Here is an 18,373-nt window from a genome sequence, read left to right as displayed (position 1 = left end):
ACAAAAAAACCTACTCATTTAAGAATAGGTTCACTAATTTTTCTTTTTCAATTTTTTTTCGAGCACTTTCCACATAGCCTTGAACTGTACCTTTCTTCACGCAAAGAAAGGTAGCAATCTCCGCATAAGAATAGCACATACCATGATGAAGCTCAAAGCATTCTCGCTCCCGCCCACTTAAGACAGACAAAGCCGATTCAATTTGGAACCGTTGATCTTCAGACAAATTGGCTGGACTTCCGGATGAATGGTGCTGCATAAATGATTGCATACGTAAGGGATCCATGAGCTTTTCACGTTGGTATGCAGCCCTGCGCTCGATTCCCCGTTTGTTACCAGGCTGCTTGCCGGTATGCATCCATTCAATGGCATAGTTCACATCGGCTATCATTTCCTCAATAGCTTCCTTGTCTGCAGGGCTCGCCTTATCCTTTGCTTTCTGTAGCCCTCTGTGGGTTCCGCGGTAGGAACGCTTAAGCTCTGCAATATTTGGCAACCATTTCGTACCATCCACTTGACTCATTGTTCTACCGCTCCCCCTATCATGATGTCATTTATTAAAAAACTCAATAATTCCCTGCAAGTCGCTTGATACCAAATCCGCAAAACCATACATCACGTCGTACTCGCCTGCGGGGAACTCGTCCTGGTAGATGACCAGCCGCTTTCCGGCACCAGCAGCATACCCCGCTTCTAAATGGGCCGACTTACCTGCTGGCAAGATCAGCAGCACCGTATCAGCCCAATCCAGCCACTTCTTGTCCTCTTGGAATGCCCGCTGAACAATCGGCTCTTGCAGCACAGTTCGTGCGTTTAGGTTCTCTATGTTGGGCAGCAGATCGAAGCTAAAAACGAACCGATCCTCTGATGGATCGCAGAAGGCGTCAACCTCGAAACCGCTCGAAACCAACAGCCCTTTAATGCCTTTGACCAGCTCTGCGTTCTTCCATGAGGATGCGAGATAGATTCGCCGTGTTCCGGACTTCTTTTCAAGCAACCGGATCGTGCGTGCTCCCCCATGCTCCTTGCTGATATATCCCTTCTGCTCCAAACTCTCCACAAGATAGAAAGCGGTGGAACTGGAGCCGTAACGCATTGCATCGGAGATTTCACGGAGGGTCGGAGAGTAGCCGTTCTTATTCATGAATGATCGGATATATTCCAAGGAGTCAGCTTCACGCCGGGTTAATGGTTGGCTCATTCGGTTGATCCCTCCTCAATTGCGGTATCCAAAGCCAGTGTCAATGCCGTCTAACTCAAACCTGTCAGTACTCAATTTAATTGCCTCCTTTCAGAACAACGTCATTTGCTACGCCTGCCCCTGCGCTTACTTCTCTTCCTTTCTCCGATCTTTCGGTAAATGTCCGCCATAATAATACCGGTTCTTGTGAGGTCAGCGTTGTTTTGAATCAGACCGTTTTTATTCATTATGGCGAGTTGCCCACGCGATATAAGAATCAGGTTGTTCGGATCGAAATTACGTCGGTTTCCGTCACCAAAAATGATTACGTACCCCTTCGGTATGGGTCCATTATTTTTCTCCCAAACAAGTAGGTGCTTTCCTCGCCACTTGTTGGGGTCGGCGATCTTGACGTCTACGTAATCATCACCGTTGATCCTTTCTGAACCCACACGCACATAATTGTGTGGCTTGTGACCTTTTTTAAATTGAGTGGCTTCACCGCCTATCCACTCCTTCTTTTCCCCTTTGTTGAAGGGCACGTTTCCTGGTTTAATCCTGGCATCGATGCCACTTTTCAGCTTATTGTTTTTCACGTAAGCCCTCATGTGCGAGGGCTTACGATCAGTGCCAAATCGATCGTTGAACATATCCGTCAGTTCCGGGATGTAGCGACCTTTCACATTTTCTTTGATGAATTCAGCCTGTTCAGGCGTGTATCGAAACATGTATTATCCCTCCAGCATTTTCGGGATAGTTGTGTCCGCATTCATCCTGTCGTCAACGAGCTTTCTGGCTTCCAGTACAAGAGCACCGTTGGCTATGATTTGGGATGCCACGCTTGTAACAGACTTTGCCCTGTTCATCTCTTCAAGCAGCTTATCGCCGGTCAGACCCTCGTCACTTAACCGTTCTAATTGAGCGAACAAATGATTATTTAAATCCCCCAAAGTATTTCGCATCTGATTCACCCCGCCTGCTGCTTTATCTTCATCCGTTCTATATGCTGATCGTTGTGGTATGCCATAAATCGCTGCACATACTTCGAAACATCTTCACCAGGGATCAATTCCACGAGATCCGACGTCACGTAATCAGCAACTCTCTGTACCAGAGCAAACAATTCACTCATGACTCGCGTACGATCAAGCTCCGCAGCTTCAATAGCACTTTCAAATAAATCAATGCCGTTATAAACATCGATGCGCTGCTGGATCGGCTGCATGGCGGCAGTAATCGGCACACGAATAGTCACAACAGAATCAGTCACATTTTCGGAAGCGGCATCGATTATTGCCAGCAAAGCGCATTGTTCCTCCTCCAATTCGTTGATCCGAGCACCAGCCTGATCGGCGACGATGGCTGCACCTTTCAGGAGTTCGTTCAGATGCTTCGTTTCCCTTTCCTCTGCTTCCAGCCCGCGGACCAACCGTTCGACATCCCCCTCAAGCTTTAGTGTTCGTTCCTTATCGAATTGGTAGCGGTCCTCCGAATGTTTGAGTTGATCCTTGAGCTCCGATATCGTGCGGTCACGCTCCAGAATACCGGATGCAAAGTCATCTGCCTCCTGTTCTGATTTATGAAGTTCGGTTTTGAGTTTTTCCAATGTTTCTTCAGCTTCCTTCGATGTTTCTGGAACATTCGGAACTTCTGTAGTGATGGCTGAATCTAACTGTTCGAGCAACATCCGGGCTTTTTCAGCATTAATACCCGTTAACTCCCACTTTTTAACCCATACATGAACCGTGTTATATTTCATCCCCCAAGCCCGCTCTATGCTGGACAAGGTCTCACCTGCAGCAACCGCTTTAATCAAATCATTTTTTGTGAGTCCGCATGCGGGACCGTTCTTTTCATTCATCCGATCCAACTCCTCTTTAGATAACTTATATTCGATTACAGGACCACTCCCCACTGCCCGTAGCTCCACTTCGAGATTTGGACGAGGTACTGGACTTCGCTCTTTCTTTCCACGGCCTTGGATCGGCTACACTAAGCTGGACAGAAAAAATAAGGGCTTGTAGAATAAACCTATCATACTAAGGAGCGGATCTCTACAATGCCTAAACAACAACGACGCACGTTTACAACGGAATTCAAAAAGCAAATGGTGCAGCTCTATGAAAATGGAAAAACCAGAGCAGCGATTGTGGAGGAATATGACCTCACAGCATCTGCTTTAGACCGCTGGATCCACCAATCCCAGACAACAGGCTCCTTCAAAGAGAAGGACAATCGCTCGGCAGAAGAAGAGGAATTGATGGCTTTGCGAAAAGAAAACCAGCGTCTGAAAATGGAGGTGGATATTTTAAAGCAAGCCGCGCTGATCATGGGACGAAAGTAGCTATCATCCAGAACAACCGTGATAAATACTCGGTATCAGCACTGTGCGACGTCCTGCAAATCGCAAGAAGTACATTTTATTATGACGCCCAAGAACGAGCCACTGAAGATGATGTCACCGAAGCTATTGTGGATATCTTTCTCAAGAACCGAAAAGCCTACGGTACACGCAAGATCAAAGTGAAGCTTTACGAGCGCGGGTTCATCGTCTCCAGACGCCGCATTGGCCGCATCATGAAAGAGCAAGGGCTCGTTTCCACTTACACGGTGGCACAATATAAGCCCCATAAATCGTCCTGTAACGAAGCGACAACGACCAATGTTCTAAAGAGAGAGTTTGAGCAAACGGAAGCTAAACGCTTTGTCGTCAGTGATTTGACGTATGTGAAAGTCCAGAACCGATGGCATTACATTTGTGTGCTAGTAGATCTGTTTAATCGCGAAATTATTGGTCATAGTGCAGGTCCGAACAAGGACGCTGTCCTGATTACCCGTGCCTTCGCAACCGTTAAGAGTGATCTACGCCAGATTCAATGGTTTCATACCGACCGTGGCAGCGAGTTCAAAAATCAAAAGATGGATGAGCTCTTAGAGACGTTTGAAATCGGTCGATCGCTAAGTATGAAAGGCTGTCCTTACGACAACGCTGTGGCTGAAGCCACTTACAAGATCATGAAAACAGAGTTTGTGAACCAGATGAACTTCCAGAGCCTTCGCCATCTGGAATTGGAATTATACGATTACGTCAACTGGTTCAACAAGCATCGCATCCATGGAACCTTAGACTATATGACGCCTGTTCAATATCGACAAGAAGCCCTTAAAAAAGTTGTCTGATTTACTGTTGACAATCCACCTCTCATAAGGGTTTCCACCTCAATTTATCGAGCCTACCGCATAAACCTCGGCAGGCTGTCGATTTAATGTATGTTAAGCAGCACCGTTGCTGCGCTCTTCTTTAATACGCTTCTTGTATTTGCTCCATGCGGCAGCCATTTGGCCGGATGTAACTCCTATGGATGCCGCGATCTGCATCCAAGTCTCGCCGCCTTTCCGACGCTCCAGAAGTGCTGGGAAATCATAAGGAATGTCTTCGAAGTTTGGCTTGTTCTTCAAAATGTAAGCATCGAGGTCCAATGAGTCTGATTTTGTTTCGGTAACCCCGCCACCCTTCGAGTCAAGCTCCGAGTCATTGAGGTCGTCATTGTCAACATCAGTATCATCAAGGGGATCTAATGGAATGTCACGAAGCTCACCACCAAAAGCAAGTATTTCACCGATGAGGTAACGAATATGCCCTGGTGAATATCCACCAATCGGGGCAATTCCGATCTCTTTTCTTACTTCGTCAGCATTCATCCCAAGGACGCATTTACCATCTACATATTTTTTAGGGTAAGTTGTCTCTCCATCCACGATAGGAAAAACATACTCAATCCAATTTGTGCCTTTTTGCTGAGTGATAATAACTTGCTTCCCGTCATAATTTGGAGCCACGTTAGATTCATCCATAATCTCAATATCTTCATCTTCGCCAGAAGTTGCTCCCGGATCCGACTGTTGCCCTATATGTTCCTGTTCATCATCTAGCTCATCTTGCTCAGAAGAATCCTCGGCCTTCGATTTTCTCCATTCGTCCCAAGCGGCGGCCAAGGGGGCAACACGGGAGCGATACTCATCGATCAGCTCCACGGCTTTGCCACTGCTCAATCCAGATTCAGTGGCGACTTTCAGATACGTTTCACCATCGTTAATACGTTCGATCCAGCGCTGAACCGGGTACCACCGCATATCTTCATAAATTGGAGCCAGACCAGACAGAACGAACTCGTCCACCACCTCACGGCTGATCTCCTCCGGTACCTCGGTGATATCCAATTTATTTTTAGGCAAACCTAGATCAGCTTCGAGTTGCTCCCCTTCCGGCTTAACCTCGCTGACGATCCCAGTTTCGTCCACCTTATAGGACTTGATCGGCTTATCGGTTTTAGTGTTAATCTGCACATTAAAACGGACAATCTCAGAATCAACCGAAATGGCAACACGTCCATCTAACATTTCCGAAAGCAAGTCGATCTTGCCAACCAGCGCACCGTCCGATATTTCCAATACGATTTCCTTAACTCCCTTTGGCTTTAAGTTTATTTTCTTGAGCACTGCTTTAAACTCTGTGTATCCCATGTTATTCACGCTCCCTTGATGTATTTTTGATGATAGGCCCAGCAGAGTGCGATCGCATCGGATGGGTCAAAAAGCCTTTCCTTCACGTCGCCAATTTTATTTTTTCCCTTATTTGCTTTGTACAGCACGGGTACTGCGATCTGATCATAGTCCAAATCGAACAGCATCATCATTTCGGCGGCTACGGTCTCTTTGTCAGCATTCCCTTTGCCCGTTTGCATCTTGAGCTCAGTGGGACGGATGCCCTCGATCCGCTTGCCCAGGTGCAGCGCAGCCAGTGTGACCATGGAATAGGCACCCACTAAGGCAAGTACACTGTTGGCATTTTTAAAATGCACGGGGCGCTCGAGCACGACGATATCTGGCTGCTCCCGTTTTATAAGTTTATAGGAGTCCTGGTATATCACGTCCAATACATCTGGCATGCTGATTTTGCTATAGTCTCGTAACCCAAATGATGACGGTTTGCCTTTCTTCATTGTCGCCCATCCGGCGTAATTAGTACCGTGATCAATACCCATGAGCTTCAAACCCGATGCCTCCCCGGTTACGCCAATAAGGCCGTAGCGTGTACACCACGCCGATCACTTGCCCTCGATGCCGGATTAAGTAGCGAAACTTGGTTTGGTACAATGGATCAATACGCACCTTTTTCATGCCCCTCTGCCTCCCTTGTACATGTCCGGGATAGCCGGACCGCTTTTATTCTTCACAGGCGGGTCCGTGCTGAATGCCCGCTGCAAACTGACAAATTTATTGAACTGCTTAAGAAATACCAGTTCCACGGTGCCAACCGGACCATTACGCTGTTTAGCGATAATAATCTCGATAACATTCTTCTTCTCGGACTCTTTGTCGTAGTAATCATCCCGGTACAAAAACGCCACGATATCCGCATCTTGCTCAATGGCCCCAGACTCTCGAAGGTCAGACATCATCGGACGTTTGTCCTGACGCTGCTCCACACCACGACTCAGTTGGGAGAGCGCAATGACCGGTACATCCAGCTCCCGGGCGATCTGCTTCAAGGTCCGTGTTATTTGGGATACCTCCTCTTGCCTGTTCACACCACGGCGGCCGCTGCCCTGGATGAGCTGCAAGTAATCGATCAAGATCATCCCAAGCCCACGCTCTTTTTTCAACCAGCGACACTTTGATCGGATTTCATTTACTGTGATGCCGGGGGTATCATCGATATGGATATCTGCCTCAGCGAGTTTACTGACCGCTCCACTCATTCGCTCCCAATCGTCCCCTTCAAAGAGTCCGGATCGCATCCGACTGGCATCAACCTGCGCTTCAGCACATATCATCCGTTGGACCAACTGGGCAGCACTCATTTCCAAACTGAAAATGGCGACGGTCTCCTTCTCGTTCACCCCTACATTCTGAGCAATGTTCAAAGCAAAAGCCGTCTTACCGACCGAAGGACGAGCTGCAACAATAATCAAATCCGAACGTTGAAAGCCCGCTGTCATCCGGTCTATATCGTCGTATCCTGATTTGATCCCTGTTACACCGCGGTTCGTGTAGCGCGCATCATACCGTTGCTCCGCATCCTCCCAAACCTGCATCAACACTTGCCTAAGGCCAACAAACTGCTGCGTGGGGGTTGTCTGATCAGATAACTTCGACACTGCCTGCTCTGCCATGACGACAAAATGCTGAACATCTTGTTTTTGTGCAGCTTCTCCGAGCAATGAAAGAGAGGTATCAATCGCTTGACGTCGCATAAACATTTCCTGTACACGAGCTACGTAGTAATCGACATTCGCAAGCGTTGGGACAGCGTTGGCCAGTTCGGATAAGTATCCGATACCACCAGCCGCTTCGATTTCCTCGGAGTCCTGAAGTTGTCCTATGACCGACAGATAATCGACAACTTTTCCTTCCCCAGTAACTTGGCTTATGGCTCTAAAAATCCGCCCGTTCGCCTTGTTGTAAAACTCACCACCCTGCAGCAAATCCAACATGAGTTCAAGCGCTGCCGTATCCAGCAAAGCAGCACCCAATACCGCTTGTTCCGCCGCTATATCGCAAGGGGGATCGATACCTAAAAGCCCTAATACATCTTCAAGCCTGTTCACTGATCATCTTTCCTTTGCAGCTTCTGTCTGACCCGCTCCCAGTAACCATTTGGCGGTGGTCTGTCATCTGCAGCCCACCGGTCAAGTTTCGCTTGAAAGGCTGCAGCTTCATCTTTGCTTCGCTGGCTATCCTGAAGGTCACCAAGATGCCCGCGGATATTTGATATTTTTGGTGGATAATCCTCAGTCATGATATGCATATCTACATTTTTCATCGCTGCTGCAAAAGGGAAATCATGCAAGTATTTCAGGTGACGATCAATATTCTCGTCACTTGTATCAAAGTTTGAATAATTTTTCTTAATCGCGATCAGCAAAGCTGCTACTTCTCCCCTGTGCATGCTTCTCTGCCTCCTCCTGCATGATGCGTTCTAGCCGTTCTATCTCCTGTTGTTGCTTGGATTTGCGTGTCCGCTCCTTCCCTGCTCCGTGAATTTCTGCATGTCGGGAAGAGACGTTATATTGCTCGAAGGCGGTTTTTAAATCATCCCAGCAAGCGAAGATAACCATTTTGCAATAGGAGAACAATCGGATCTTATCCGTTACCCGCTGCCTGGTTGCTTTTTTTCTGGCAATGGCAAGGTCGATAAAAAAGTATACGAGATCCAACGGAATGGCCTCGTTCGCAACCTCACACAAATGTTTCCAGTCTGCAGGGACCGGATGTAATACCCCGTTGCTCCGCATATAGTATTGCTCTATCTGGAAAGCTTGCTGCTCAGTTATCGGTTTATCAAGGTCTATTTGGCCTGTGGAGAAGGAACCCACAGCGGACGACAGAACCCCGGACCTTGAACTCAACTCTTTTTTATCATCTTCCTGCAAGCCATTAATCCATCTATCTATCAAGATCTTTATAATATCTTTATTAGAGTGGACATATTTGTCCTGGGGACTGGACATATCTGTCCACTCTGTCGGTTCAGACTGGACATTATTGTCCACTCTGTCCGGTGGAGAGTGGACATTTTTGTCTGAACTATTTATAAATTTCTTTGAATTTCTAACTGTGAATATCATGCCGTATGGAGCACGGGTGATCTTAATGTATTCTTCCGTTTCTAACATCTCGATCCAACGTTGAACCGTCCGTTCAGCTACTCCGAATTTAGCAGCTAGATTTTCACGCTTGATCGGCTTGTTTCCAAGGACAATGCCCCAGGTTATGCCATCCTTCTCAATGTCCTTGGTCGTAGCGCTCACGCACCACAGGAAAAGCCATATCGCGCTGCCTATTTTCTTGTAGTGTACTGGCTCTAACAAACCGGAATACATGGGGAACGGATAGCTGCCTGACATGCAATCATCCCCTAAATAAATATAATGCGCTGCTTGCCGGAATTACGGTGTACAAGGCTGAGTTTCTCTGGCATTGATTTTGTGACCAGCCAATTATCAGGATTGAGCTTAGTTGCCGCAATTGCAATCTTTTGACGCTTAGTTGGTCGCTTGCCATTCTTCATTGTTTGCGCTCCACAACGACACTTTCAGTCCTTACATGGACGGTCCCGACCATCCCATGCTTGGCCATCATCCCCATTTGAATCCCTCGCCCCATTTCAGTTACGAGTGTATTGAATAATTCTGGTACAAGTTCAGGTTTGCTAGATACGGCTATTTGTGCTCCCAAGCCATAAGCGCTTGCCATCAGATGCTCAGAAACTGCTTCCGCTCCTTGGTTCGTTGCATCAGCAAACATTTTTTCCATCAGATTAAATGCCGCTTTTCTTGCTTCACTTTTGGTCATATACTCCGCTCCTTAATAATCATTTGCTGCCAAGCTTTCGTTTCTTTACAAATCGAGGCTAACGTTTCGAAATGTCGCCTGCCTCGAGCGTAGCACACGAACTTTTTACTGCATGTTTCGTAGTAAAACCCGTTTAGTACAGGAACCCCTGAAGGGGCAGGTGTTGCTGACCGCGCCTCAGTGAACATCTCTAACTGTTCCACACTCATACCCTTTGCCTCCTGTCGTCTCTCAGCCATATGATGCGCTGTTTGTGGCTAATCTTAATGGGTGTAAAGCCTGGCATCCCAAGCGCAAAGTAAGCTCTTACCTCGCGTTTGAATGCTTCCTGCTCCAAGTTGTACAGTTCCCATATCCGATTGCCTACATGGGATTCGCACAAAGGGATGCCATAATCATCATAGATCGGTTCACGCGACATGGACCTCAACACCACCATCGGCATTGTCAAATCGGATCACCTGGTCAAAGGCAGCTTGTGCATCCTCGATATGAGTGATTACAAGAACCTTTTTAAAACGACCGGCCACCTCTTTGATGCTCTCCAGCACAAGAGCACGGTGCTCAGCATCCTGACTGCCTAACCCCTCATCGATCGTCAACCATTCCACTTTGCTACCGGCACGTTGCGCCAAAAGTTCAGCCAGGGCGAACCGGATAGCGTAATCGATGCGGAGTTGCTCCCCGCCGCTGAAAGTTTCATAGGGGCGTTCAGCGGACCAGTCGCCGATCATGATGTCCAATGTTTCCGTTAAGCCAACCTTAGACTTAAGCTCCCGCTGAGTTTCGAATCGGACGTAGTGCTTGCCTTTGCTCATCTGCCCAAGTATCTCGTTGGCGATGCGCTCTAGCTGCGGTACCGCGTTTTCAATAATGAGTGCTGGTATGCCATCCCTCCCGAATGCCTTGATGAGCGTTTGGTACCTTGCCCACCTCTGCGCCTTAGGCTCCATGTCAGCAGCCAGCCGATCACGTGCTTGCTGATCCACTTCAAGCGTGACTAGCGCCGCCTTAATGCCGCCGATCAGTTCAGCTAGCCCTGCTGATTGCTTACGCCGCTGTTGCAGAGCTGCTTGCAAACGTCCGAGCTCAAGCTGAAGCGCATCCTTCTCAAGTGTTTCTATAACAAGGAGATCATACTCGACTGTGAGTCTATCCTTTCGCTCGTTCTTCCCAATGAATTCAGCATTTATGGCAGTTATACGCTCTTCCGCATTCAGTTTGGCTTCCTGAGCAACTGATACCTGATCCTTGAGCTTTGCCCAACGATCCAATTCGATTGCTTTATTGCGCAAATCAGATAACGGAGCAAAGGCTTTGTTGAGACCGTCAACTTGCTGCCGTAATATCCCTTCTCGTTCTTGAGTATCCGCTTTACGTTTTTCCAGATCACCCTGCTGCTCCTGCGTCTGCTCAAGCAGTTCGTCTTTGCCAGCAAGCCGGGCGAATTTAGAAGCAGGGGCTCGAAGCTCGTCCACCCTCACTTTGCAAGCGCGGTGTGCTGCATAATCGTATTCCAATGATTGCTGGTTATCTTCCGCAGTGGCAATACTGCTCTTAAGAGCGTCCAAATAAGTCCGATCCAAAACATTCAACTGCTGTCGCAACTCCGGCAGTTCCAACACCGCAGCTGCAGCTTCATTCTGAAACTTACAAGTCGGAAGGCATCCGCTGTTATGGATATGAGCCTCTTGCTTTTCCAAAGCGGCGATTTTCTCCGTCAGCAGACGTTCCTCAAGTGTCAAACGGGACGCTTCCCGATCCCGCTTCGATTGTAAGTCAGCCAATTCTGCAGCCAGTAAGTTCCACTGATCTGCCAAACTCTCGAACACCTGCAACCGCTCCAGTTCCGCTTCATACAAATTCGCTTGCCCACGAAGCTTGTCCCGGTCTGCTAACTGTTGCTGCAGTAGCAGGATGCGTGAAGTGGTAGTGGTCAACGAAGTATCTATTTGTTGCAAGTCAGCCACCGTACCAGCCAAATCCTTGCGGAGTCGATCCAATTCGGGTTGCCGTGCTTCAAGAGCTGCAATTTGTTGCTTTACCTGCTCTAGTTCGATTGCCTTGGCATGGATGGTTTCCGCATTAAAAAGTATTTTCTCTGCCCGATCCAGACGACCTGTATGTCCAGCTTGCTCCATATGGAGCGAGGAAAGCTCTTCGTCAATCGCCGCTAAATCCTTATTGATTTGCTGGATACGAACAGTTTTGGCTTTCAATTCACCCAGTTGCGTTTCTGTCACCTTTATTTGATTCTCACCTTCAGTGACCAATTCATGAAGGGTTTCTTGCTGCTCAGACAAGTCAATCAACTCAGCTTCCTTGGCAGGAAGTCCTGACAGCCGGTCATCCAACATGAGGAGCTTGTCCTTGCTTTTCTCAATCTCGATATGGAGCAGGTTAGCCCGCTGTCTGGCACGTTCCTGAAGCTGATCATAAACGCTTAGTCCAAGGATCTGTGACACTACTTCCTTACGTCTTCCGGCAGTAGCTCCTGTAAAGGCGTTTGCCTGCCCCTGCAAGATCATACTGCTGGCTGTGAACGTTTCATCGTCTAGGTTAAGCAGGTCGCGTATAACGGCTTCTGTGTCGACAATCTTTTCTGCAGAGCGACTTTCCCACACTCCGTTTATTTGCTGCTGCAGTTCCATCGTTGATTTCCCTTTGCCCTTCGTGCTCCGCGTCCGGATCGCCCTAAACACACTGCCGTGGTGTTCAAACTCGAATGTGACCATCATTTCCTGTACGCCCTTACGAACCAGATCATCCAGGCTGACACCCTTGATTACATCTCCAAACAATGCAAAACGTGGCGCCAGTGTGAAAGCGGAACTCTTACCGGCTCCGTTCCGACCGGCGATGGCTGCCAATGAAACTGCCGACAAATCAATGTCGGCGAATTCAATGGCTCTGAAATTATGGATAATGAGGCGTATAGGAATCAACTCGCACCCTCCTTATTAAGAGTCTTCCATTCTTCCGGCCACACATATTTGCCATCGATCATTTGCACAACCGTATGATCGCCGCTATCCGTCACACGAATTTCCCGGAACATACCTGTTCTGCCGTGCAATTGTGTGTACCGATAGACTTCTTCCGGTGAATTCAAGGTAACAGGTGGCGTATGCCAGCCATCCGGCTTTGGATAGCAGTATCCATAAAATGTTTCACTCATTCCACAGCCTCCAATAACTCCGTCGTCATCGCCTGCAGCTCACTGATCTCTTCCAATCCGTAGCCTTGGTTGTTACCCCAAGCTGATAGCGCCGTGATCGGGCTCAAGTTCTCCGTCACCTCAGCGTCTCGGACTCGCTCCGAACGCTCAACCTCTGCCCGGATCTCGGCAACAAAGAACGCACCGGCATCGTACAACGCCCTCTCCAGAGAACGCCGATCAAATTGCTTCTGTAATTCTTCCGAGCAGGCATATCTCACCCGGACAATCGCATCCTTAACCAGTGCGAAGTCGTCCAGTTGACCATCAAGCCATGCTTGAATATCCATATCGCACCAATCGATGGTTTTGAAGCGTCGGGCAGGTGTCTCAATGAATCGGGAAACGGTGTGTTTGAGTCCCTCGTATCCATCTGTAAACTCATGGATATAAAACCCGGGCGTCGTCCTTTCATCACCAAAATTGTGCCGTTCGGGAGCCCCGCTGTAAAAGACATTGCTGCCAGCCTTTTGCGGCCTGTGAATATGCCCCAAGCAGACCAGATCGAACATGCGTGCAGCTTCATCCGTTAAGATAGGTTCATTCTGAAGCAATGCATCTTCAAATCCCGTATCAGCCAGATCAAAAGTTAAGTGGCTCATAAGGATCATTGGGACAGCTTTGCCAGCCACAATACTTGTCGTATAGTCAGCCAGCCCCCGGCACTGATCCGTAATCCACTCGGTCATTTTCTGATGGAATTCGTGCGGCGGTAAACCTGCGAAAGCCGGCTTTGTAGCGAACGTAGATCGATTCATCCCTGGTAGGCAGGCAATGTTCAAGCCTTTCACATGAAGAACCGTGTCCAAATCTGTGAAAATGTGAACGTTGGGGATCTGCATCTCACGTATCAGATGGTAAGCACTGATGGCATCATGCGAAGGTGTCCCGCTAATCACTACGACTTCAATTCCGGCGTCAGACAATTTACGAAGCCAGGAAGTGAACGCCTTGATCTCAGCCGTCGCCCTGTCAATGTAAACCCGGGCGTCCTTAAATGCGTCACCGCAGAACAGTACAAGTTCGCACTGCTCCGCGATAATACGATCAGCAACACAATCCATCGTACGAGTAATGTCCTCAAAACGTGAGGAAGGCGTAGGCCCCTGATAACCAAAGCCCCAATGGCTGTCTGCAACATGCGCTATTTTCATAAATCCTCCGGTGAATCCAAATCTTCATCGACGCTTTTCCCAGCGATGTAAAATTCCAAATGGTCACCCACTGTTTTCCACTCCGCCTCATTTTTGATGTCAGTTACAACCTTTTTAACCTCACGCCCGAGAGCATGTGATGCTTCAGAAGCAAGTCCATTCCAGTCAAGCGATGCTTGCTTCATTAGGGTTAGCACCCGATTTTTTTGAGTTGCTGCACCCTGCTGCTGATTTCCAGTTGCAGCCCCTGTTTGGCTGCGCCCACTATTGGCACTTGCGGTTCGCCCCTTGGCTTTCTTACGATCTTCCTCAGGCACATTAGCAAACTCGTCCATTTCCGCTTCTTCTTGAGTAAAGATGCCGCTGGATCGGGTGCACTGCAGCGTCAACCCCACGTATGCACGCTTGTAAGCCATTTTCAGCACTGTATTCCACTGGCTAAATAAATCTTCATTCGGGATACGATATTGCTTGTAGGTGTTCCCAGTTTTCTGCCCATCCTTCCAGTCATCCTTAAGCTCAAAAAGCAAATCTTGTTTCTCCAAATGGGTGGGGACCTTACTCTCGCTAACCCACCGGTACCGATATTTGGATTCGAAGGTGCTGCATTCACCTACGCCTTCGCCGACGATGATTCCGGATGATCGGTGTATCAATTGCAATGTATAGCACACACGATAGTAACCGCTATCGAATTCGCGCTCCTCTTCTTTGCTTTTTACATGAGCAGCAAATCCATAAAGTTCACAAAGCTTCTCAGCGCCTGGCTTGTAAAGTGTAGGTTTCTGCGTCCCGGGTACAACACCAAAATCCTCATCCTTCACCATAATTTCTTTGAAAAACTCTTGGAGGAAATCATATTTCGCCTTCATATCGGTCAGCCTCCGTTTGAAATCGGCGACGCTACCCAATTCAAAATCAACGATTGCACTACCTCCGGCATTTCCACCTGAGGAGGGTAGGACTTGAATTTCGCTCAAATTACGCCGCCCCCTTCAACAATTCAGCTACAGCATGAAGAGCTTTGAATTCGTAGCGATGACGTTCCAAACGAACAGATGCATTCTTCAGATTTAATTCAGCATCTGCAAGAATTTCACGTTCGTGCGTCGTGAACTGACGTGCTTGGGCCGCTCTTGTTTCTGCATTTTTTCCATCAAGCATATTGCCGAGAAGAAGGGAGTCTTCCTTTTGCTGCAGCATGTCCTTCGCGTCGATCAGCCGGGCATGAGCCTGCAAAACATCCTCCTCAGCGATCGTAATTTCTGCCGGCAATGCCAGCAGCCTTTTAATAATGGTCTGTTTATCCATGGTTGCCTCCTTGTCGCCCCCACCCATCCGTGATAAAATGGGGGCATCTACTGTTTTGATGTAGCCCGCTGCCAGGCGGGTTATTTACTTTTCTTGCAGCCCTTGCATTTGCGCGGGTGGCCTGGCTCTTCGCCGTCAATAACTTCACCGCAAGCCTCGCATAACAAACCTTCCAAAATCATATCAGCAGCTTCACCCACGGGCTTACCCTCCTTCCTGTGTAATGGTATAAAACAAGGGAATCAGTTTTGATACTGCCGTCTCGTGAATCCCTGGCATGGCGGATCTGCAACCGCCGCAGCATATATGTTTTTTCGGTGGATATACCAAGCCACCGTCCCTTGGATGGTCTGCACCATCGTTCGCCGCTCAAGGTCGCCGGGGGAAAGGGGGAAGCCCCGGTTTGAGCGGCCAACGATGGAGCCGAAGCTTGAGATCATCACCGCGAGAGTTGCCATTTTCCCAACCCATCGACCCATCGGACCGATCACTCGAATCAAACAGGTGGTTATGTGGCTAATGGCGAACCGGCCGTTGTGTTTTCCTTTTGAAGAGGGAGTCAACAACGACAAACAATGGAACCTTCGCGCTAATGATCGATCTATGCGGGAACCCGCAACCATCCCGGTTTATACCGGAAAGGTTTCGTCCGCTCCGCTGCGGACTCATCAGGCGGTTAAATCAAACCAGCCGCCTTGGCAATCTCCGTTGCAGCCTCTCGGCTGATCTGTTTGCCGTTGTAATGAATCAAATTCTCTGAGCTACCGCTAAATATGCAACCCGGTGTGTATTTTTTCAAAACGATGGAACCACCGTCCACAAATATTTCAAGCGGATCGCCCTCGGCAATTCCAAATGTGCGGCGAATCTCCTTCGGAATTACTACACGACCAAGATCATCAATACGACGTACAATTCCAGTTGCTTTCATTTTTAATTGTTCTCCTTTTCAACCGGCCGCCACTGCGGTATAATCGGTCTTATGATATTTGTTTGCTTTTCAACCAGCCGCCCCGCCAGGCGGCTTTTATCTTTTTCTGCCTCAAGCTCAGCAAGCTGCTCAGCTTCGAGTTGAGCAATTTCACTTTCCAACCATTCCCTCACCTTTTCTACGTTGTCGAACCTCTCCGGATGTATCACAGTAATGGAAAGAAACGAGTCCAATTCATCAATGCGGCGTTGAATCTCAGCATTCATAATCAGGCCGCTAAGTACGCTTCCCATGTCCCCGCCCTCACTTTCTGCACAAATTGCTCGAACCGGATATCATAACGCTCTAAAATCTGGTGATATACAAAGTACTGGCCCAAACGGTCAAGCATTTCGTCTGACATTCACACTCCTCCTTACCAAACTGAATGCTCATGCTGGTTCAACACGTGAATTTCGAGCATCATCGCCATTGCCGGTCGAAGTTCATACCTACGTAGTTCCTTCATGACGGCTTCGCGTCCCCGCTCCGTAAGGTGATACCCGCTGTTCGTCAATACCAATTTGCCATCCTCCATCAACTGCCGTTTGCAGGCATCAACGAGGCTATCCTGGATTATGTCATTTTGCTGTGCGTCCAAATGCCTTCCCTCCTCAAATCATCCAAACCTTAATCTCAACGCTTCATACACCAGTGCCTTATTGCTGCTATCCAGATAGTCCATATTGGACAAATTGACCTTATTTTTCTCGCTGTACATGTGCAGAGCCAGGTCTAACATGAAACGCTCTGACTCGGCCCAAGGCTTTGCCAGGTTTTTCAAGGCATAGGCTTCGATCGTGCCGCTGTTGAGGTCGAAATATTGTGTGGTCAGACAACGTTGAAGTTTTGGACTATTAATGAATAAGTGCAGTGTTCCGCTCCAATAGCGGTCTTTCATAAAGCTTGCTGATATTTGCATATTGTTCTCACCTCCCTTCATCCAACTCGATCTGTCCGCATATTGGATTAAATGTCCTTCTTAATACTGGATCGCTCACGTTCTAACATCCAAGCGTCCAAAGTCGATTGTCGGAATAGATATGCCGGTTTATTCGAACGGATGGAACCTGCTGATATATGTGGGATTTGCTTCTCAGCACACATGACATAGATCGTCTTGCGACTTACTCCAATGTAGTTTGCCGCTTCTTGTGTGCTGAATGTTTGATCCGGTTTGATCTGCGTTTGAACTTGACTTAGTACCCGACGAACCGCTTCAGCGGTAGCCGCTTCGACAAGAGATTCAAAAAGCTGGTCAGCAACGCTCATAATGACCTCCTCATAATAAAGAAATAACTAAAAGCAGCTCGGTTAGGATGTGTTCTGATTAGTCTGTTTAAATAAATAATCTAAAGGCATATCAGGAAAATAAGTTTCTTTAATCCTGAAAGCTTCGTCTAGCAGAAAAGGATATTTCCCATTCAATTTGTCAGATACAGTGGCTGTTCGATTCTTGAATAAACAAGCTAAATCTTTTCTTTTTATACCTCTTCTGGCCATTTCTGCATCGAGGTTTGGATACATACTATCACCTCCTGATGTTACGACATATCGTATGTGATGAGGTAAATATATACGATATAAAGTAACTTGTCAATAATTAATTTCCATTTATATACTCACAATCGTAACTTATTAGTTTACAAATAAAAATTGACATGGTATCTTTAGATAGGAGTTACGAAATTGCGTAAGTTTAAATTGATTTGAGAGGTAGTGTATTAGTGACTAGAGGGGAATATTTAACTAAAATAATTGAGGAAAAAGGATTTAATGTCATGAGCTTATCCAAAGCATCAGGAGTAGCTTACACAACAATCCGTTCTATGATAGAGCGAGACTTAGCGAATGCATCTATAGACAATGTTTTGAAAATATGTAGAACACTAGGGATAGATGCTGAATCACTTGGTAAAACCGATTCAGAGAGGGAAATTTCCTCACGAGGCAATTCTTTAGACCCTTACGCCTTATCATCAAAAGATGAACGCGACATTATGAAGCGTCTTGAAAAGATTAAAGAAGATTTGGCTAGCGACATGGCTCTTGCATATAACGGCGAGCCACTGGAAGATGAAGAAGACCGTGAGGCTTTACTTGCATCAATCGAAAACACATTGCGGCTTTCCAAATACATGGCCAAAAAGAAATTTACGCCAAATAAATATCGCAAATAGTCT

At 47.5% G+C, this 18,373-nt stretch carries 29 protein-coding genes; 2 read left to right on the top strand and 27 right to left on the bottom strand.

Going from position 1 to position 18,373, the window contains the following annotated elements; all coding sequences use genetic code 11:
- Positions 1 to 10: 10 nt before the first annotated feature.
- The 5 genes from NST47_RS17115 to NST47_RS17095 all read right to left on the bottom strand — a co-directional run bounded on the left by NST47_RS17115 (position 11) and on the right by NST47_RS17095 (position 3,041).
- Positions 11 to 523 (bottom strand): sigma factor-like helix-turn-helix DNA-binding protein, encoded by a 513-nt coding sequence (locus tag NST47_RS17115; protein WP_341156164.1) that lies wholly within the window; start codon positions 521 to 523, stop codon positions 11 to 13.
- A 27-nt stretch (positions 524 to 550) separates the two neighbouring features.
- A complete protein-coding gene (locus NST47_RS17110) occupies positions 551 to 1,201 on the bottom strand; it encodes a LexA family protein (RefSeq protein ID WP_341156163.1) in 651 nt (216 codons plus the stop codon).
- A 101-nt stretch (positions 1,202 to 1,302) separates the two neighbouring features.
- Positions 1,303 to 1,908, bottom strand: coding sequence for an HNH endonuclease signature motif containing protein (locus tag NST47_RS17105; RefSeq protein ID WP_341156162.1), 606 nt, complete (start codon positions 1,906 to 1,908; stop codon positions 1,303 to 1,305).
- Positions 1,909 to 1,911: 3 nt separating this feature from the next.
- The gene (locus tag NST47_RS17100; protein ID WP_341156161.1) at positions 1,912 to 2,142 is read right to left on the bottom strand and encodes a hypothetical protein; all 231 of its coding nucleotides are present in this window, start codon (positions 2,140 to 2,142) and stop codon (positions 1,912 to 1,914) included.
- Positions 2,143 to 2,147: 5 nt separating this feature from the next.
- The gene (locus NST47_RS17095) at positions 2,148 to 3,041 is read right to left on the bottom strand and encodes a hypothetical protein (protein WP_341156160.1); all 894 of its coding nucleotides are present in this window, start codon (positions 3,039 to 3,041) and stop codon (positions 2,148 to 2,150) included.
- Between the two features lie 198 nt (positions 3,042 to 3,239).
- Here NST47_RS17095 and NST47_RS17090 point away from each other — a divergent pair.
- Positions 3,240 to 4,360, top strand: a protein-coding gene (locus tag NST47_RS17090; RefSeq protein WP_341155931.1) for an IS3 family transposase whose coding sequence is annotated in 2 segments (ribosomal slippage) — positions 3,240 to 3,489 and positions 3,489 to 4,360 — 1,122 coding nt in all. Because the reading frame shifts where the segments join, the coding sequence is not laid out codon by codon here.
- A 93-nt stretch (positions 4,361 to 4,453) separates the two neighbouring features.
- Here NST47_RS17090 and NST47_RS17085 read toward each other — a convergent pair.
- The 22 genes from NST47_RS17085 to NST47_RS16980 all read right to left on the bottom strand — a co-directional run bounded on the left by NST47_RS17085 (position 4,454) and on the right by NST47_RS16980 (position 17,717).
- Positions 4,454 to 5,704, bottom strand: a complete 1,251-nt coding sequence (locus NST47_RS17085) for a hypothetical protein (protein WP_341156159.1) — start codon at positions 5,702 to 5,704, stop codon at positions 4,454 to 4,456.
- 5 nt (positions 5,705 to 5,709) lie between these two features.
- Positions 5,710 to 6,225, bottom strand: coding sequence for a crossover junction endodeoxyribonuclease RuvC (locus NST47_RS17080; protein ID WP_341159686.1), 516 nt, complete (start codon positions 6,223 to 6,225; stop codon positions 5,710 to 5,712).
- Positions 6,215 to 6,361 (bottom strand): hypothetical protein, encoded by a 147-nt coding sequence (locus tag NST47_RS17075; RefSeq protein ID WP_341156158.1) that lies wholly within the window; start codon positions 6,359 to 6,361, stop codon positions 6,215 to 6,217. The genes NST47_RS17080 and NST47_RS17075 overlap by 11 nt, the downstream gene beginning before the upstream one ends.
- Positions 6,358 to 7,791 carry a replicative DNA helicase gene (gene dnaB, locus NST47_RS17070; protein ID WP_341156157.1) on the bottom strand — a complete coding sequence of 478 codons (1,434 nt, stop codon included), beginning with the start codon at positions 7,789 to 7,791 and terminating at the stop codon, positions 6,358 to 6,360. The genes NST47_RS17075 and dnaB overlap by 4 nt, the downstream gene beginning before the upstream one ends.
- Positions 7,788 to 8,108 carry a hypothetical protein gene (locus tag NST47_RS17065; RefSeq protein ID WP_341156156.1) on the bottom strand — a complete coding sequence of 107 codons (321 nt, stop codon included), beginning with the start codon at positions 8,106 to 8,108 and terminating at the stop codon, positions 7,788 to 7,790. The genes dnaB and NST47_RS17065 overlap by 4 nt, the downstream gene beginning before the upstream one ends.
- A complete protein-coding gene (locus NST47_RS17060; protein WP_341156155.1) occupies positions 8,092 to 9,090 on the bottom strand; it encodes a hypothetical protein in 999 nt (332 codons plus the stop codon). The genes NST47_RS17065 and NST47_RS17060 overlap by 17 nt, the downstream gene beginning before the upstream one ends.
- An 11-nt stretch (positions 9,091 to 9,101) precedes the next feature.
- Positions 9,102 to 9,254 (bottom strand): DUF6906 family protein, encoded by a 153-nt coding sequence (locus NST47_RS17055; protein WP_341156154.1) that lies wholly within the window; start codon positions 9,252 to 9,254, stop codon positions 9,102 to 9,104.
- A complete protein-coding gene (locus NST47_RS17050; RefSeq protein WP_341156153.1) occupies positions 9,251 to 9,538 on the bottom strand; it encodes a hypothetical protein in 288 nt (95 codons plus the stop codon). The genes NST47_RS17055 and NST47_RS17050 overlap by 4 nt, the downstream gene beginning before the upstream one ends.
- Entirely contained in the window at positions 9,535 to 9,747 is a 213-nt protein-coding gene (locus NST47_RS17045) for a hypothetical protein (protein WP_341156152.1), read from the bottom strand. Before NST47_RS17045 ends, NST47_RS17050 begins: the two co-directional genes overlap by 4 nt.
- A complete protein-coding gene (locus NST47_RS17040; RefSeq protein WP_240421622.1) occupies positions 9,744 to 9,959 on the bottom strand; it encodes a hypothetical protein in 216 nt (71 codons plus the stop codon). The genes NST47_RS17045 and NST47_RS17040 overlap by 4 nt, the downstream gene beginning before the upstream one ends.
- Positions 9,949 to 12,483: an SMC family ATPase gene (locus NST47_RS17035; RefSeq protein ID WP_341156151.1), complete on the bottom strand. Its 2,535-nt coding sequence runs from the start codon at positions 12,481 to 12,483 to the stop codon at positions 9,949 to 9,951. The genes NST47_RS17040 and NST47_RS17035 overlap by 11 nt, the downstream gene beginning before the upstream one ends.
- The gene (locus tag NST47_RS17030) at positions 12,480 to 12,716 is read right to left on the bottom strand and encodes a hypothetical protein (protein WP_341156150.1); all 237 of its coding nucleotides are present in this window, start codon (positions 12,714 to 12,716) and stop codon (positions 12,480 to 12,482) included. Before NST47_RS17030 ends, NST47_RS17035 begins: the two co-directional genes overlap by 4 nt.
- Positions 12,713 to 13,909, bottom strand: coding sequence for a metallophosphoesterase family protein (locus NST47_RS17025; RefSeq protein WP_341156149.1), 1,197 nt, complete (start codon positions 13,907 to 13,909; stop codon positions 12,713 to 12,715). The genes NST47_RS17030 and NST47_RS17025 overlap by 4 nt, the downstream gene beginning before the upstream one ends.
- The gene (locus NST47_RS17020; RefSeq protein WP_341156148.1) at positions 13,906 to 14,889 is read right to left on the bottom strand and encodes a hypothetical protein; all 984 of its coding nucleotides are present in this window, start codon (positions 14,887 to 14,889) and stop codon (positions 13,906 to 13,908) included. The genes NST47_RS17025 and NST47_RS17020 overlap by 4 nt, the downstream gene beginning before the upstream one ends.
- A gap of 1 nt (position 14,890) precedes the next feature.
- Positions 14,891 to 15,220, bottom strand: coding sequence for a hypothetical protein (locus NST47_RS17015; protein WP_341156147.1), 330 nt, complete (start codon positions 15,218 to 15,220; stop codon positions 14,891 to 14,893).
- A gap of 676 nt (positions 15,221 to 15,896) precedes the next feature.
- Positions 15,897 to 16,151 (bottom strand): AbrB/MazE/SpoVT family DNA-binding domain-containing protein, encoded by a 255-nt coding sequence (locus NST47_RS17010; protein WP_341156146.1) that lies wholly within the window; start codon positions 16,149 to 16,151, stop codon positions 15,897 to 15,899.
- Between the two features lie 2 nt (positions 16,152 to 16,153).
- Positions 16,154 to 16,417: a hypothetical protein gene (locus NST47_RS17005; protein WP_341156145.1), complete on the bottom strand. Its 264-nt coding sequence runs from the start codon at positions 16,415 to 16,417 to the stop codon at positions 16,154 to 16,156.
- A 2-nt stretch (positions 16,418 to 16,419) separates the two neighbouring features.
- On the bottom strand, positions 16,420 to 16,554 hold the full coding sequence (locus tag NST47_RS17000) for a hypothetical protein (RefSeq protein WP_341156144.1): 135 nt from the start codon (positions 16,552 to 16,554) through the stop codon (positions 16,420 to 16,422).
- Between the two features lie 12 nt (positions 16,555 to 16,566).
- A complete protein-coding gene (locus NST47_RS16995; protein WP_341156143.1) occupies positions 16,567 to 16,791 on the bottom strand; it encodes an ABC transporter ATP-binding protein in 225 nt (74 codons plus the stop codon).
- A gap of 18 nt (positions 16,792 to 16,809) precedes the next feature.
- On the bottom strand, positions 16,810 to 17,112 hold the full coding sequence (locus NST47_RS16990; protein WP_341156142.1) for a hypothetical protein: 303 nt from the start codon (positions 17,110 to 17,112) through the stop codon (positions 16,810 to 16,812).
- A 47-nt stretch (positions 17,113 to 17,159) separates the two neighbouring features.
- Positions 17,160 to 17,462, bottom strand: coding sequence for a helix-turn-helix domain-containing protein (locus NST47_RS16985; protein ID WP_341156141.1), 303 nt, complete (start codon positions 17,460 to 17,462; stop codon positions 17,160 to 17,162).
- A gap of 42 nt (positions 17,463 to 17,504) precedes the next feature.
- Positions 17,505 to 17,717: an XRE family transcriptional regulator gene (locus tag NST47_RS16980; RefSeq protein ID WP_240421606.1), complete on the bottom strand. Its 213-nt coding sequence runs from the start codon at positions 17,715 to 17,717 to the stop codon at positions 17,505 to 17,507.
- A gap of 200 nt (positions 17,718 to 17,917) precedes the next feature.
- On the opposite strand from NST47_RS16980, the gene NST47_RS16975 reads away from it, so the two are divergent.
- Positions 17,918 to 18,370, top strand: coding sequence for a helix-turn-helix domain-containing protein (locus NST47_RS16975; protein ID WP_240421605.1), 453 nt, complete (start codon positions 17,918 to 17,920; stop codon positions 18,368 to 18,370).
- The last annotated feature ends 3 nt before the right edge of the window (positions 18,371 to 18,373 follow it).

The sequence above is a fragment of the Paenibacillus sp. FSL H8-0034 genome, assembly GCF_038000305.1.
In the GTDB taxonomy this organism is placed as follows: domain Bacteria; phylum Bacillota; class Bacilli; order Paenibacillales; family NBRC-103111; genus Paenibacillus_S.
Note: the sequence above shows the minus strand (reverse complement) of the source record. Positions and strands in the feature narration are given on the sequence as shown.

What these genes read in the sequence shown, in the direction of transcription:
- NST47_RS17115 (WP_341156164.1), bottom strand. Translation starts at nt 523, where the DNA reads ATGAGTCAAGTGGATGGTACGAAATGGTTGCCAAATATTGCAGAGCTT.
- NST47_RS17110 (WP_341156163.1), bottom strand. Translation starts at nt 1,201, where the DNA reads ATGAGCCAACCATTAACCCGGCGTGAAGCTGACTCCTTGGAATATATC.
- NST47_RS17105 (WP_341156162.1), bottom strand. Translation starts at nt 1,908, where the DNA reads ATGTTTCGATACACGCCTGAACAGGCTGAATTCATCAAAGAAAATGTG.
- NST47_RS17100 (WP_341156161.1), bottom strand. Translation starts at nt 2,142, where the DNA reads ATGCGAAATACTTTGGGGGATTTAAATAATCATTTGTTCGCTCAATTA.
- NST47_RS17095 (WP_341156160.1), bottom strand. Translation starts at nt 3,041, where the DNA reads ATGAATGAAAAGAACGGTCCCGCATGCGGACTCACAAAAAATGATTTG.
- NST47_RS17085 (WP_341156159.1), bottom strand. Translation starts at nt 5,704, where the DNA reads ATGGGATACACAGAGTTTAAAGCAGTGCTCAAGAAAATAAACTTAAAG.
- NST47_RS17080 (WP_341159686.1), bottom strand. Translation starts at nt 6,225, where the DNA reads ATGGGTATTGATCACGGTACTAATTACGCCGGATGGGCGACAATGAAG.
- NST47_RS17075 (WP_341156158.1), bottom strand. Translation starts at nt 6,361, where the DNA reads ATGAAAAAGGTGCGTATTGATCCATTGTACCAAACCAAGTTTCGCTAC.
- NST47_RS17060 (WP_341156155.1), bottom strand. Translation starts at nt 9,090, where the DNA reads ATGTCAGGCAGCTATCCGTTCCCCATGTATTCCGGTTTGTTAGAGCCA.
- NST47_RS17055 (WP_341156154.1), bottom strand. Translation starts at nt 9,254, where the DNA reads ATGAAGAATGGCAAGCGACCAACTAAGCGTCAAAAGATTGCAATTGCG.
- NST47_RS17050 (WP_341156153.1), bottom strand. Translation starts at nt 9,538, where the DNA reads ATGACCAAAAGTGAAGCAAGAAAAGCGGCATTTAATCTGATGGAAAAA.
- NST47_RS17045 (WP_341156152.1), bottom strand. Translation starts at nt 9,747, where the DNA reads ATGAGTGTGGAACAGTTAGAGATGTTCACTGAGGCGCGGTCAGCAACA.
- NST47_RS17040 (WP_240421622.1), bottom strand. Translation starts at nt 9,959, where the DNA reads ATGTCGCGTGAACCGATCTATGATGATTATGGCATCCCTTTGTGCGAA.
- NST47_RS17030 (WP_341156150.1), bottom strand. Translation starts at nt 12,716, where the DNA reads ATGAGTGAAACATTTTATGGATACTGCTATCCAAAGCCGGATGGCTGG.
- NST47_RS17025 (WP_341156149.1), bottom strand. Translation starts at nt 13,909, where the DNA reads ATGAAAATAGCGCATGTTGCAGACAGCCATTGGGGCTTTGGTTATCAG.
- NST47_RS17015 (WP_341156147.1), bottom strand. Translation starts at nt 15,220, where the DNA reads ATGGATAAACAGACCATTATTAAAAGGCTGCTGGCATTGCCGGCAGAA.
- NST47_RS17010 (WP_341156146.1), bottom strand. Translation starts at nt 16,151, where the DNA reads ATGAAAGCAACTGGAATTGTACGTCGTATTGATGATCTTGGTCGTGTA.
- NST47_RS17005 (WP_341156145.1), bottom strand. Translation starts at nt 16,417, where the DNA reads ATGAATGCTGAGATTCAACGCCGCATTGATGAATTGGACTCGTTTCTT.
- NST47_RS17000 (WP_341156144.1), bottom strand. Translation starts at nt 16,554, where the DNA reads ATGTCAGACGAAATGCTTGACCGTTTGGGCCAGTACTTTGTATATCAC.
- NST47_RS16990 (WP_341156142.1), bottom strand. Translation starts at nt 17,112, where the DNA reads ATGCAAATATCAGCAAGCTTTATGAAAGACCGCTATTGGAGCGGAACA.
- NST47_RS16985 (WP_341156141.1), bottom strand. Translation starts at nt 17,462, where the DNA reads ATGAGCGTTGCTGACCAGCTTTTTGAATCTCTTGTCGAAGCGGCTACC.
- NST47_RS16980 (WP_240421606.1), bottom strand. Translation starts at nt 17,717, where the DNA reads ATGTATCCAAACCTCGATGCAGAAATGGCCAGAAGAGGTATAAAAAGA.